General features: G+C 73.9%; 12 protein-coding genes. 10 read left to right on the forward strand and 2 right to left on the reverse strand.

From position 1 onward, the window contains the following. The 6 genes from ACZJYS_RS17325 to ACZJYS_RS17350 all read left to right on the forward strand — a co-directional run. Positions 1 to 435 (forward strand): penicillin acylase family protein (locus ACZJYS_RS17325; protein ID WP_493179742.1); only part of this gene is annotated, 435 nt, incomplete at its 5' end. A 64-nt stretch (positions 436 to 499) separates the two neighbouring features. Continuing rightward, positions 500 to 1273, forward strand: a complete 774-nt coding sequence (locus ACZJYS_RS17330; protein WP_109515315.1) for an arginyltransferase — start codon at positions 500 to 502, stop codon at positions 1271 to 1273. 242 nt (positions 1274 to 1515) lie between these two features. Further along, a complete protein-coding gene (locus ACZJYS_RS17335) occupies positions 1516 to 2481 on the forward strand; it encodes an NAD-dependent epimerase/dehydratase family protein (protein ID WP_109515314.1) in 966 nt (321 codons plus the stop codon). 67 nt (positions 2482 to 2548) lie between these two features. Next, on the forward strand, positions 2549 to 3811 hold the full coding sequence (locus ACZJYS_RS17340; protein WP_493179743.1) for a class I SAM-dependent methyltransferase: 1263 nt from the start codon (positions 2549 to 2551) through the stop codon (positions 3809 to 3811). Then, positions 3808 to 6612, forward strand: a complete 2805-nt coding sequence (locus ACZJYS_RS17345; RefSeq protein ID WP_493179744.1) for a rhamnan synthesis F family protein — start codon at positions 3808 to 3810, stop codon at positions 6610 to 6612. The genes ACZJYS_RS17340 and ACZJYS_RS17345 overlap by 4 nt, the downstream gene beginning before the upstream one ends. 13 nt (positions 6613 to 6625) lie before the next feature. Then, a complete protein-coding gene (locus tag ACZJYS_RS17350) occupies positions 6626 to 7354 on the forward strand; it encodes a class I SAM-dependent methyltransferase (protein WP_493179745.1) in 729 nt (242 codons plus the stop codon). Positions 7355 to 7391: 37 nt separating this feature from the next. Here ACZJYS_RS17350 and epmA read toward each other — a convergent pair whose 3' ends face one another. Next, a complete protein-coding gene (epmA, locus tag ACZJYS_RS17355; RefSeq protein WP_493179746.1) occupies positions 7392 to 8498 on the reverse strand; it encodes an EF-P lysine aminoacylase EpmA in 1107 nt (368 codons plus the stop codon). 37 nt (positions 8499 to 8535) lie between these two features. On the opposite strand from epmA, the gene ACZJYS_RS17360 reads away from it, so the two are divergent. Continuing rightward, the gene (locus ACZJYS_RS17360) at positions 8536 to 9666 is read left to right on the forward strand and encodes a lysine-2,3-aminomutase-like protein (RefSeq protein ID WP_493179747.1); all 1131 of its coding nucleotides are present in this window, start codon (positions 8536 to 8538) and stop codon (positions 9664 to 9666) included. On the opposite strand, the gene ACZJYS_RS17365 is transcribed toward ACZJYS_RS17360, so the two are convergent. After that, positions 9663 to 10076 (reverse strand): hypothetical protein, encoded by a 414-nt coding sequence (locus tag ACZJYS_RS17365; protein WP_493179748.1) that lies wholly within the window; start codon positions 10074 to 10076, stop codon positions 9663 to 9665. The genes ACZJYS_RS17360 and ACZJYS_RS17365 overlap by 4 nt on opposite strands. 46 nt (positions 10077 to 10122) lie before the next feature. Between ACZJYS_RS17365 and ACZJYS_RS17370 the strand changes: the two genes are divergently transcribed. The 3 genes from ACZJYS_RS17370 to rnc form a co-directional block, all read left to right on the forward strand. Continuing rightward, entirely contained in the window at positions 10123 to 11196 is a 1074-nt protein-coding gene (locus ACZJYS_RS17370; RefSeq protein ID WP_493179749.1) for an LLM class flavin-dependent oxidoreductase, read from the forward strand. 88 nt (positions 11197 to 11284) lie between these two features. Further along, positions 11285 to 12034: a signal peptidase I gene (gene lepB / locus ACZJYS_RS17375; protein ID WP_493179750.1), complete on the forward strand. Its 750-nt coding sequence runs from the start codon at positions 11285 to 11287 to the stop codon at positions 12032 to 12034. A gap of 13 nt (positions 12035 to 12047) precedes the next feature. After that, positions 12048 to 12719, forward strand: a 672-nt coding sequence (gene rnc / locus ACZJYS_RS17380) for a ribonuclease III (protein WP_493179751.1), incomplete at its 3' end; no start/stop codon positions are given.

A 12719-nucleotide genomic window follows, 5' to 3' on the forward strand; every position in this document is an offset into this window, starting at 1 on the left:
CTGACCGAGGCGGTGGAGGCGCTGGTGGCGCGTTTCGGCCCGGACCCCGCGGCCTGGCGCTGGGGGGATGCGCATGAAGTGCGGTTCGAGCACCCGCTGCTGCGCTTCCTCCCCGGCCTCGGCGGCTGGACGGCCATCGCCCTGCCCACGCCGGGCGATGGCGAGACGGTCAACCGCGGCGGCATGGATGGCGGCTTCCGCCACGTGCACGGCCCCGGCCTGCGCGCCGTGTTCGACCTCGCCACGCCCGACGGCGCCTGGGCGGTGATCGCCACCGGGCAGTCGGGCCACCCGCTCTCCCGCCACTGGGGAGACCAGGCGCCGCTCTGGGCGGGACAGGGCGTGGAAGGGGCGCGGCTGCTGCGCCTCGGCGCCGTGCCGGAGCAGGCGGGCGGCCAGTTCACCCTGGTGCCCGGCGGGGCCACGGGCGAATGAGGCGGCGGAAGGTGCGCATCCACCGTTGCATCGTGGCGCGCGGGCAGGGAAAGTAGGGGAACAGATGCTGCACCGCTCCACCCGCCGCCCGCAATTCTTCTACACCACCGCGCCGCTGCCCTGCCCTTACCTGGCTGGCCGGCTGGAACGGAAGATCGTGACCGAGCTGACCGGCCCCGATGCCGAGCCGCTGCACGACCGGCTTTCGCGCGCCGGCTTCCGCCGCAGCCACAACATCGCCTATTCGCCGGTCTGCCCGGGCTGCCAGGCCTGCATTCCCATCCGCATCGATGCCGCCGGCTTCCGGCCGGACCGCACGCAGCGCCGCGTCGCCCGCGCCAATGAGGGGGTGCAGGGCAGCCCCGCCCCGGCGCGCGCCACGGCCGAGCAGTTCTCGCTGTTCCAGCGCTACCAGCGCAGCCGCCACCAGGATGGCGACATGGCGGCGATGGGCTTCTACGACTACCGCGCCATGGTGGAGGACACGCCGATCACCACCGGGCTGGTGGAGTTCCGCGACGCCGATGGCCGGCTGCTCGGCGGCTGCCTGACCGACTGGCTGAGCGACGGGCTGTCGGCCGTCTACTCCTTCTACGAGCCGGAGCTGGAGAAGCGCTCGCTCGGCACCTTCATCATCCTGTGGCTGGTGCGGCGGGCGGTGGAGCTGGGGCTGCCCTACGTCTATCTCGGCTACTGGGTGCCGCAGAGCCGCAAGATGACCTACAAGGCGCGCTTCCACCCCAGCGAGATCCTGGCCGGCGGCACCTGGCGCCCGCTGCCGCGCGGCGGCATGCCGGAGGCGGGCACCGCCACCCTGGCCACCGCCGCCACGCCCTGAGCCACGCTCCCCCGGGCCACGCTCCCCCGGGCCACGCTCCCCTGGGCCACGCTCCCCTGGGCCACGCTCCCCTGGGCCACGCTCCCCTGGGCCACGCTCCCCTGGGCCACGTCCCGAGCCGCGCCGGGAGGGGTGGTGGCGCACCCTCCCCACCTCGCCTATAAGCGCGGAGGGCCCTCAGGGCCCGGCGTTCTGCTCATGGCCCTGTTCACGGAAAGACAAAGCTTGGATTCCTTCGCGCCATGACCGGGACCCGCCATCATCTCATCCTTGGCGGCTGCGGCTTCATCGGCCGCCATGTGGCGCTGCTCCTGGCCGAGGCCGGGGAGACGGTCATGCTCTGCGACAGGGCGCCGCTCTCCGTCACCTACCCCGAGGCGGTCCGCCACCGCATCGGCCACTGCACCGCCGACCTGGCCACCGCCGACTGGGACGCCATGCTCGAGGGCGTGGCGGTGGTGCACCATTATGTCTGGGCCTCTCTGCCGGCCAGCGCCAATGCCGACCCTGCCCGCGACCTCGCCCTGAACACCACCCCCACCCTCGCCCTGCTCGAGGCCATGCGCCGGCGGGGCAAGGCGGCGCCGCGGCTGGTCTTCTCCTCCTCCGGTGGCACGGTCTATGGCCGGCTGCGCCAGGTTCCGGTGCCGGAGGAGCACACCCTCGCGCCGATCACCGCCTATGGCGCCGGCAAGGCGGCGGTGGAGCTGTATCTCGGCCTCTACCGCGCCCTTTACGGGCTGGATTGCCGGGTGGCGCGGCTCGCCAATCCCTTCGGCGCCGGGCAGGACCTCGCGCGCGGCCAGGGCGCCGCCACCACCTTCCTGCACCATGCCCTCACCGGCCAGCCCATCACCATCTGGGGCGATGGCGAGGTGGTGCGCGACTTCATCCACATCGCCGACGCGGCGGCCGGCATGGCGGCGCTGGCCACCTGCCCCGAGGTCGGGGAGAACTGGGTCGTCAACATCGGCAGCGGCCAGGGCACCAGCCTCAACACCATCATCGCGGAGCTGGAGGCGCGCCTCGGCCGCCGCCTGGCCGTGCGGCGCGAGCCCGGCAGGGCCTTCGACGTGCCGGTCAGCGTGCTGGACATCCGCCGGGCGCGCGACGTGCTGGGCTGGGCGCCCCGCCTGTCCTTCGCCGAGGGCATGAGCCGGACCCTGAGCGACCTGGCCGGCGCGGCCACGCTCTCGACCATGGGCTGAGATAGGCGACGCGGCCCGCCCGGCCGCGTCATGCGGGCAGCAGAACAGCGGAAGGGAGACCAAGCGCGTGGGTGAGATCTTTGAACGGGCGATGCCCGCGGCGCCTCTGGAGTGGACGGGCGAGCGTCTGACCACCGCCACCTCCGGGCAGGTCGAGATCGAGCACCTGCACCGCTACTTCCTGGCGCGCAGCCTGTGCCGCGGCCTGGACGTGCTGGATGTGGCCGCGGGCGAAGGCTATGGCTCCGCCCTGCTGGCGCAGGCGGCGCGCTCCGTGCTGGGCGTGGAGCTTTCGGCCCAGGCGGTGGAGCACGCGGCGCGGGCCTACCCCGCCGCGAACCTGCGCTACCAGCAGGGCGACGCGCGCCGCCTGCCGGCGGCCGATGCCAGCGTCGATGCCGTGGTCTCCTTCGAGACGCTCGAGCATTTCTACGAGCACGACCAGTTCATGGCGGAGGTGCGCCGGGTGCTGCGCCCCGGCGGGCGCCTCATCATCTCCTCCCCCGAGCGGGACGTGTATTCGCCGCCCGGCAGCGCGGCCAACCCCTACCATGTGAACGAGCTGTCCCGCCCGGAGTTCGAGGCGCTGCTGCGCCGCTTCTTCCCGCGGGTGCATCTCCTCGCGCAGCGGCCGATGATGGGCTCCGCCCTGGTGGCGGATGACGGCACCGGCCCGGCCCGCACCCTGACCTTCGAGAAGCGCGGCCCGGCGCATTATGAGGCCAGCGGCGCCCTGCCCCGCCCCCCCTACCTCATCGCCGTCGCCTCCGATTCGGCGGTGGATGACGTGCCGAACTCGCTCTTCATCGAGACCAGCGAGATCCAGGGCCTGGTGCAGGCGAGCACGCTCCCCCCCGTGGGCGAGATCCCGGAGGCGACGCGGCGGGAGCTCGCGGCCTATGCCACGCAGGCCGCCATCTACGAGGAGAATGCCCGGAACAACGTCGCCACCATCGCCCGCCTGCAGGACGAGCTGAGCGCGGCGCGGGAGGAGATCGGCCTGCTCCACGGCCAGGCGGAAGGGCTGCAAGGGGAGATGGAGCGGCTGCGGCGCCAGCACGCGGCGCTGCGGCAGGCCTTCCGGCGGCGTCCGCCGCGCGGCGCGGTGCCGGCCGGCAACGCCGGCGCCACGGAAGCCGAGATGGCCGAGCTGGAGCGCCTGCGGCTGGAGGCGGCCGAGCGGGCACGGCAGGATGCGCAGGAGGCCGAGATGCGCGCGCAGCGGATCGCCCGGCTGCACCGCCTGGGGGTGCTGCATCTGGCCCGCCTGGTGCCACGGCCGCTGCGGCACAGGCTGCGCGACCGCCTCGTCGGGCAGGGCCGCCCGTGAGCGCGGCGCTGGACCCCGCCGCCTCGCCGTCCAGCGCCGAGGATGCCGCGCTGCTGCGCGAATCCGGCGTGCTGGACGAGCTGTTCTACCGCGCTGAGGCCGACCTGCCGGAGATGGCGGACGCCGCCGGCCACTACCTGAGCACCGGCTGGCGGCTGGGGCTGGAACCCGGCCCCGGCTTCTCCAGCGATTTCCTGCGGCCCTACTACAGCGCGTCCGGCTACGATGGCCCGCCCGGCCTGGTCTGGGCCGAGCTGTCGCTGATGACGCCGAGCCCCCTGCCGCGCAACCCGGCCGAGGCCCAGGTGCTCGCCGACCGCATCCGCGCCGGCGCGGTGTTCGACGAGGCGGCCTATGGCCGCCAGCTGCCCGCGGGCCTGGACCCGGTGACGCATTACGTGCTGATCGGGGAGCTGCTGGGCTGGCAGCCGGGCGACAGCTTCGACCCCGTCTTCTACCTGGAAAGCAACCCGGACCTCGCGGCCGCGGGCGTGCATCCGCTGCTGCACTACATCGAGCACGGCCAGCGCGAAGGCCGCCCCGCCCGCCCGGTGGTGAACCGCCTCAGCTTCCCGCCCCTGCCGGATGACGGGCGGCCGGTGATGCTGTTCATCTCGCATGACGGCTCGCGCACCGGCGCGCCGGTGCTGGGCTGGAACCTGATCCGCCGCCTCTCCCGGGACTACCGCATCGTCTGCCTGATGATGCATGGCGGCGAGCTGGAGGCCGATTTCGCCCGCATGGCCAGCGTCGTCATCGGCCCGCTGGTCTGGGAGGAATGGAAGGCGGCCGAGATGCAGCGCATCGCCGAGCGGCTGGTGGCGCTGTACCAGCCGCTCTACGCGGTGGCCAACAGCATCGAGACGCACCTGATGGTGCCGCCCCTGACGCGGCTCGGCGTGCCCGTGGTGGCGCTGGTGCACGAATTCGCCACCTACACCCGGCCGCTGCGGCGGATGCGCGACATCTACGACCATGCCGAGCACGTGGTGTTCCCGGCGCAGGTCGTCGCCCGCTCCTCCTTCGAGGCCTTCCCCGAGCTGCGCGAGCGGCGCGGCGTGCACATCATGCCGCAGGGCCGCTCCGACCCCACCATGCCCGCGGGCGAGGCCGAGCCCCTGTCGGAGCGGCAGCGGGCCATCCTGCGCCCGCCCGGCATGGAGGACGCCTTCCTGGTGCTGGGGGCCGGCTTCGTGCACATCCGCAAGGGGGTGGACCTGTTCATCGCCGCCGCCGCCACCGCCCGGCGGCTGCGGCCCGACCTGAAGCTGCGCTTCGTCTGGATCGGCCATGGCTATGACCCGGAGAAGGACAACACCTACTCCTCCTACCTGGCCGAGCAGATCGCGCAGTCGGATCTGGGGGACAGCTTCGCCTTCATGGACGCCGTGAGCGACCTGGAGCCGGTCTATGCCGCCACCGATGCCTTCTTCATGTGCTCGCGGCTCGACCCGCAGCCGAATGTGGGCATCGACGCCGTCACCCGCGGCATCCCGACGGTCTGCTTCGCCGGCGCCTGCGGCACGGCCGAGATCCTGGCCTCCGACCCGGACATCGCCTGGATGGTGGTGCCGCATCTCGATGCCCATGCCGCCGCGCAGGCGCTCTGCCGGCTGGCGGAGGACCCGGCGCTGCGGGCGGCCAGCCGCGAGCAGGTCGCCCGCGTCGGCGCCCGGGCCTACGACATGGACGCCTATGTGCGGCAGATCGACGCCTGGGGCCGCGCCGCCGCCGACCCGGCCCGCCGCGCGCGGACCGACCGGCTGATCGATTCCGGCCTGGTCGATCCGGACATGGCCTTCGCCCCCGGCACCGCGCCGGAGGAGCCGGGCGCGGCCGAGCGGCTGGCCGTGCGGCAATGGGCGCTGTGGTCCGGCATCCGGGAGGCCTCGCCCACGCCGCTGCTGCGGCGGCCCTTCGCCGGCTTCCAGCCGCAGGTCTATGCCCGCGCCCACGGGCTGGATGGCCCGCAGGCCGAGGCGGAGCCGGTGACGCACTGGCTGGAGCAGGGCCGCCCCGCCGGCCTCTGGCTGCGCGAGGTGTTCTCGCCCGCCAGCCCGCCGCCCGCGCCGGGGGCGGCCCCGCGCATGGCGCTGCAGGCGCATTTCCACTACCCCGACATGGCACCGGAGCTGGCCAGCCGCCTCGCCGCCAACCGCACCGCCTGCGACCTGCTGCTGTCCACCGACAGCGAGGGCAAGGCCGCCACGCTGCGGCATGCCTTCCGCCACCACCATGGCGCCGTGACGGTGCGGCTGGTGCCGAACCGCGGCCGCGACATCGGCCCCTTCCTCACCGGCTTCGCGCGGGAGATCGCCGAGGGCGGCTACGACGTGGTGGGGCATGTGCACGGCAAGAAGAGCATCTCGGTCGATACGACGCTGGGGCGCGTCTGGTGCGATTTCCTGTGGGAGAATCTGGTGGGCGGCGAGCACGCCATGCTCGACCTCGCCGCCGCGGCCTTCGCCGCGCGTCCGGCACTGGGCCTGCTGATGGCGGAGGACCCGCACATCGTCGGCTGGGACGGCAACCGGGCGGTGGCCGAGGCGCTGGCGGCGCGGATGGGCCTGCCGCAGCCGCTGGACGAGGCCTTCGACTTCCCGCTCGGCACCATGTTCTGGGCCCGCCCCGCGGCGCTGCGGCCGCTGCTGGCCCTGGATCTGGGCTGGGAGGACTATCCGGAGGAGCCGCTGCCCTATGACGGCACCATGCTGCACGCGCTGGAGCGGCTGATGCCTTTCGTGGCGCGGCATGCGGGCTTCACCGTCGGCGGGCTGCGCGCGCCGGGCACCAGCTGGTAGGGAGAGGCCGGGCATGACCTTCTGCGCCATCTGCGGCGGAACCGCCTTCGAGGACCGGCCGGTGCTGTGGCCCGGCCTGATCGCGGAGTGGGAGCTGTCGGCCGAGGAGGCCGCCTATATCGACCGGCAGCAGGGCCGCACCTGCCTCGCCTGCGGCGGCAATCTGCGCGCCATGGCGCTGGCGCGCGCCCTGCTCGCGGCCTGGGAAGGCGGGCCGGTGCTGGCCCGCTTCGCCACCAGCCGCGCCGCGCGCCGGCTGCGGGTGCTGGATCTGAACGGCGCCGCCGGCCTGGGCGAGGCGTTGAAGCCCATGCCCGGCTACCGCCTCGCCACCTATCCGCAGGAGGACATGCAGGCGCTGAGCTTCACCGATGCGAGCTTCGACACCGTGCTGCATTCCGACACGCTGGAGCATGTGCCGGACCCGGCGGCCGCGCTGCGCGAATGCCACCGCGTGCTGCGGCCGGGCGGCACGCTGGCCTACACGGTGCCGATCATCGTCGGGCGGATGAGTCGCAGCCGGGCCGGGCTGCCTCCCAGCTACCATGGCGACCCGGCGCAGAGCGGCGAGGACTGGCGGGTGCAGACCGAATACGGCGCCGATGCCTGGCGCGGCGTGATCGAGGCGGGCTTCGATTCGGTCACGCTGAACGCGGTGGAGTTCCCCGCCGCCCTGGCCCTCAGCGCGCGCCGCGCCGTGGGCGAGGCGCCGCGCCGGGGCTGGCTGTCCCGCTGGCGCTGAGCGGGGCGGCGAACTCTTCCGGGAATCGTTCCGGGATTCAGGAGCTTGAAGACCCTTCCCCGGTTTCATCCGCGAGGGGACCTGCCGGATAGGGCCAGTGGCCCAGCCACAGCGTCTCCGCCACGCTCTCCGCCCCCGCCGCCAGCATGGCCAGCCGGTCGAAGCCCAGCGCGATGCCGGCGGTGGGCGGCATGCCCTGCGCCAGGGCGGCCAGGAAATCCCCGTCCACGGGCCAGCCCTCGCCATACAGGCGCTGGCGCTCGGCCACGTCGCGGGCGAAGCGGGTGGCCTGCTCCGCCGCATCCGTCAGTTCGTCGAAGGCGTTGGCCAGTTCGATGCCGGCCATGAACAGCTCGAAGCGCAGCGCCACGCGCGGATCGGCCGGGTCGCGCCGGGCCAGCGCCGCCTGGGGCGCCGGCCAGTGGGTGAGGAAGGTGGCCCGCGCCCGGCCCAGCGCCGGCTCCACCCGCTCCAGCAGGATGCGGAAGAACAGATCCTCCCAGTTCTCGGCCGGCCGCGGCGTGAAGCCGGCGGCGCGGGCGGCCGCATGCAGCGCCACCGTGTCGCCCTCCCCCGCCGCGTCCAGCGTGGCCAGGATGTCGAGGCCGCCGGCATGGCGGGCGAAGGCCTCGGCCACGGTGAGCCGCTCGAAGGGCGCCGCCAGGTCGGTCTCCACGCCGCCGAAGGCCACGCGCGGCGGCAGCACGGCGCGGCAGAATTCCTCCGTCTCGTCCATCAGCCCCGCCAGCGTGGCGCCGGGGCGGTACCATTCCAGCATGGTGAACTCGGGCGCGTGGCGCGGGCTGACCTCGCCGTTGCGCCACACCCGCGCGATCTCGAAGACCGGCCCGCAGCCGGCCACCAGCAGCCGCTTGATGGCCAGTTCCGGCGAGGTGCGCAGCCAGAGCGGGAAGCCGCCCTCACCCAGTATCGGGCGGAACTCGCTGCGGAAGGCGGCGAGGTGCACCTCCATCCCCGGCGCCGGCACCAGGGCGGGGGTCTCCACCTCGGTGTAGCCGCGCGCGGCGAAGAAGGCGCGGGTTTCGGCGGCAAGGCGGGCACGGCGGCGCAGCGCCGGCAGGCGGCGGGCCAGGCTCTCGGGGTGCCACACGGGCAGGGAAGGCTGGGTTGCGGGATCGGGCATTGCGGCGCTGCGGCCTCCGGGCGTAAGGCGCGCGACCATGCCCGACGGTTCCCCGCCTTTGAAGCCCCGCACCCTGCGCGACGCCGCCGCTTTGGTGGACGCCGGGCTGGTGCCGCCCGAATCGGCGCCGGGGCTGGAGCGGCTGGCCGGGACCTATGCCATCGCCCTCACCCCGGCGGTGCAGGCGCTGATCGACCGCGCCGACCCGGCCGACCCCATCGCCCGGCAATACGTGCCCGACATCGCCGAGCTGACCACCCTCCCCGAGGAGCGCAGCGACCCGACCAGCGACGCCCCCTTCACCCCGGTGAAGGGCGTGGTGCACCGCTACCCGGACCGCGCCCTGCTGAAGCCGCTGCTGGCCTGCCCCGTCTATTGCCGCTTCTGCTTCCGGCGCGAGGTGGTGGGGCCGGATGGCGGGCTGCTCTCGGAGGCGGAGCTGGAGGCGGCGCTGGACTGGTTCGCCGCCACCCCGACCGTGCGCGAGGCGATCCTGACCGGCGGCGACCCGCTGATGCTCTCGCCCCGGCGCCTCGCGCACATCCTGGCGCGGCTCTCGGCCATTCCGCATCTCGACATCATCCGGCTGCACTCGCGCGTGCCCGTCTCGGCGCCGGAGCGGGTGACGCCCGCCCTGGCCGAGGCCCTGGCGGGCACCGAGAAAGCGCTGTTCCTCTGCGTCCACGCCAACCACGCGCGGGAATTCGCGCCCCCGGCGCGGGCGGTGCTGCGGGTGCTGCGCCGCGCCGGCGTGGCGCTGCTCGGCCAGAGCGTGCTGCTGCGCGGGGTGAACGACAGCCCCGAGGCGCTGGCGGCGCTGTTCCGCGCCATGCTGGCCGCGCAGGTGAAGCCCTACTACCTGCACCAGCTGGACCGCGCCCCCGGCACGGCGCGCTTCGAGGTGCCGGTCGCGGAGGGCCGCGCCATCCTGCGGGCGCTGCGGGGGCGGCTCACCGGGCTGGCCTGGCCGGCCTATGTGCTGGACCTGCCGGGCGGCGCCGGCAAGGCGCCGCTGGGGCCGGATTTCGCCACCGCCGACGGGGCGGACTGGCTCGTGGAAGGCCCGCTCGACCACCAGCCGCACCGCCACCCCGGGCGCGCGGGTGCCCCGGCGGCGGGGCAGGCCGCAGCGCCTCCCCCGGGCCGCGGCGGAGGGGGCCGGCCCTAGTCGGCCGCCGGGGTGCTGTCCTCCTCCTCCCCGGCCAGCACGGCGCGCAGCTCCTCCATCGCCTCCGGCGCCAGCTCCGCCAGGCGGCGCAGGCCGAGAGGGGTGGGCTCGATCAGCCGCACCCGGCTGTCCTCCGGCGCCGGGCGCTGCATCAGGTAGCCAAGCTCCACCCCGTCGGCCACGGCACGGGAGAGGGTGGTCATGCTCAGCGCCCCGGAGCTCAGGGCATAGAGATCCTTCTGCGTCAGCCGGTCACCGCGATCGGCGGCTCGCACCGCCTCCATGAAGCACCAGATCCGTTCCATCCCGCGCACCGCCGGCAGCCGGCTGGCGCTCAGCAGCGCGAATTGCCGCCGCATCACGGCGGTATGCGCCGCGACCATGGCGCGGCTGGCCGTATCCTCCTCCATGGCAGCTTTTCCTTTTCGTGGGGCGGCAAGGCGCTAACCTGCCGCCATGGCACCCGTTCTCTCCATCCTCGACCAGTCCACCATCGTCTCCGGCCGCGGCGCCGACGCGGCGATCCGCGAGACCCTCGCCATGGCGCAGCATGCCGACGCGCTGGGCTACGCCCGCTACTGGCTGGCGGAGCACCATAACAGCCGCAGCCATGCCGGCGCCGCACCCGAGATCTTGATCGCCGCCATCGCCGCCACCACGCGGCGCATCCGCGTCGGCTCGGCGGGAGTGATGCTGCCGCATTACTCCTCGCTGAAGGTGGCCGAGCAGTTCCGCGTGCTGGAGGCGATCGCGCCCGGGCGGATCGACCTCGGGGTGGGCCGCGCGCCGGGCAGCGACGGGCGCACCGCCTATGCGCTGAACCAGGCCGCCGCGCAGGGGATGCTGGGCCAGGGCGACCGCTTCCCGGCACAGGTGCAGGAGCTGCTCGGCTGGCTCGGCGAGGGGCTGCCGGTGAACCACCCCTTCCGCGACGTCCAGGCCCAGCCCGAGGTGCCGACTCGGCCGGAGCTGTGGATGCTGGGCAGTTCCGACTACGGCGCCCAGCTCGCCGCCTATTTCGGCCTGCCCTACTGCTTCGCGCATTTCATCACCGATGGCGCGGGGGCGGAGCAGGCGTTGTCGCTCTACCGCGAGGGATTCCGCGCCGAGGCGGGGCGGCTGCCGGCGCCGCGCGCGGCGATCGCGGTCTTCGCCCTCTGCGCTGCCACGGAGGCGGAGGCGGCGCGGCTGTTCTCCTCCCGCGCGCTGTGGCGCCTTTCGCGGGACCGCGGCGTCCTCGGGGGTTGGCAGGGGCGGGTAGATGCCGCGGCGCACCCCTACACGGAGGCGGAGCGGGAGAAGCTGGCGCGTATGCAGGCGCGGGCCATCATCGGCACGCCGCAGCAGGTGAAGGCGCGGCTGGAGGCGCTGGCGGCCGAGCTCGGCGCGGAGGAGGTGGCGGTGCTGACGCCGGTGCACGATCCGGCGGCGCGGCGCGAATCCCTCAGCCTGCTGGCCGGGGCCTTCGGCCTGCCGGGGAGCGCTGCCGGGGCCGCCACCACGGCCCTGCCCGCGCCCGCCCTTCCTTGACAGCGCCCCCCGCGCCGCGCTCTACCCCCCTCCTGGGTCGCGGCGGCTGGCGCGGCGTACCGAAGCAGGGCCTCGCGCACACCATCCGATGACGAAGAAAACCGGCGGCTGGCTCGAAAGCATCAAGACCGTGGTCTATGCCGGGCTTATCGCCGTCGGCATCCGGACCGTCGCCTTCGAGCCCTTCAACATCCCCTCGGGCAGCATGATCCCCACCCTGCTGGTGGGCGACTACCTGTTCGTCTCGAAATACGCCTATGGCTATTCGCGGCACTCCATGCCGTTCAGCCCCGACCTGTTCCAGGGCCGCATCTTCGGCTCGCTGCCGGCGCGCGGCGACGTGGCGGTGTTCAAGTACCCGCGCGACAACAGCACGGACTACATCAAGCGCATCGTCGGCCTGCCCGGCGACCGCATCCAGGTGCGCGGCGGCCGCCTGTTCCTGAACGGCCAGGAAGTGCCGCGCGAGGGGCTCGGCCTCTACACGGTGGAGGGCGACGGCCCGCGCATGACGGTGCGCCGCTACCGCGAGACGCTGCCCGCCGCCGGCGGCGGCGCGCCCGTGCGGCACGAGATCCTGGAAGCCTCGGATGACGGGCAGTACGACAACACCACCGAATACGTGGTGCCGGCCGGCCATGTCTTCGCCATGGGCGACAACCGCGACAACAGCCTCGACAGCCGCGAGATGAACGCGGTGGGCTTCGTGCCGGTGGAGAACCTGGTGGGCCGCGCCGAGATGATCTTCTTCTCGGTCGATGGCACGGCGGCGTGGTGGGAAGTCTGGGCCTGGCCCTTCGCGGTGCGCTGGGACCGCATCTTCTCGGGCGTGCGGTGAGGGAGCGGGCGGCATGAGCAAGGCCGGTCCCGCCCTGCCGGACGGGGCGGCCTTCCTGTCCCGCATCGGCCACAGCTTCAACGATCCGGGGCTGCTCTCGCACGCCCTCACCCACCGCTCCGCCGCCGATCCCAGGCGCGGCATGCTCGATTCCAACGAGCGGCTGGAATTCCTCGGCGACCGCGTGCTGGCGCTGGTGATGGCCGAATGGCTGGCCGAGCGCTTCCCCGAGGAGCGCGAGGGGGCGCTCGGCAAGCGCCTCTCCGTGCTGGTCGCGGCCGAGACGCTGGCCAAGGTGGGCGAGGCGATCGGCCTGCCCGCCGCGCTGCGCATCCCCCCCGCCGAGGGGCGCACGGGCCTGCGCGGCCGCTTCACCGTCATCGCCGACGCGACCGAGGCGCTGATCGGCGCCCTCTATCTCGATGCCGGGCTGGAGGTGGCGCGCGGCTTCATCCGCCGCGAATGGGGCGCCTTCATGGAAGCCGACCCGACCCCGCCCATGTCGGCCAAGAGCCGGCTGCAGGAATACACGCTGGGGCGCGCCGAGGGTCTCCCCGAATACCGGCTGGTTTCCACCACCGGGCCGTCCCATATGCCGGTCTTCGTCGTGGCCGTCCGCGCCGCCGGGCGCGAGGCGGAGGGACAGGGCGAATCCAAGCGCGCGGCCGAGCAGGCGGCGGCCGAG

The organism is Roseomonas sp. TS2, from assembly GCF_058833935.1.

Bases quoted from the DNA above. Each gene is read 5' to 3' on its own strand.
- ACZJYS_RS17330 (WP_109515315.1), top strand. From the start codon at position 500: ATGCTGCACCGCTCCACCCGCCGCCCGCAATTCTTCTACACCACCGCG.
- ACZJYS_RS17335 (WP_109515314.1), top strand. From the start codon at position 1,516: ATGACCGGGACCCGCCATCATCTCATCCTTGGCGGCTGCGGCTTCATC.
- ACZJYS_RS17350 (WP_493179745.1), top strand. From the start codon at position 6,626: ATGACCTTCTGCGCCATCTGCGGCGGAACCGCCTTCGAGGACCGGCCG.
- epmA (WP_493179746.1), bottom strand. From the start codon at position 8,498: ATGCCCGATCCCGCAACCCAGCCTTCCCTGCCCGTGTGGCACCCCGAG.
- ACZJYS_RS17360 (WP_493179747.1), top strand. From the start codon at position 8,536: ATGCCCGACGGTTCCCCGCCTTTGAAGCCCCGCACCCTGCGCGACGCC.
- ACZJYS_RS17365 (WP_493179748.1), bottom strand. From the start codon at position 10,076: ATGGAGGAGGATACGGCCAGCCGCGCCATGGTCGCGGCGCATACCGCC.
- ACZJYS_RS17370 (WP_493179749.1), top strand. From the start codon at position 10,123: ATGGCACCCGTTCTCTCCATCCTCGACCAGTCCACCATCGTCTCCGGC.
- lepB (WP_493179750.1), top strand. From the start codon at position 11,285: ATGACGAAGAAAACCGGCGGCTGGCTCGAAAGCATCAAGACCGTGGTC.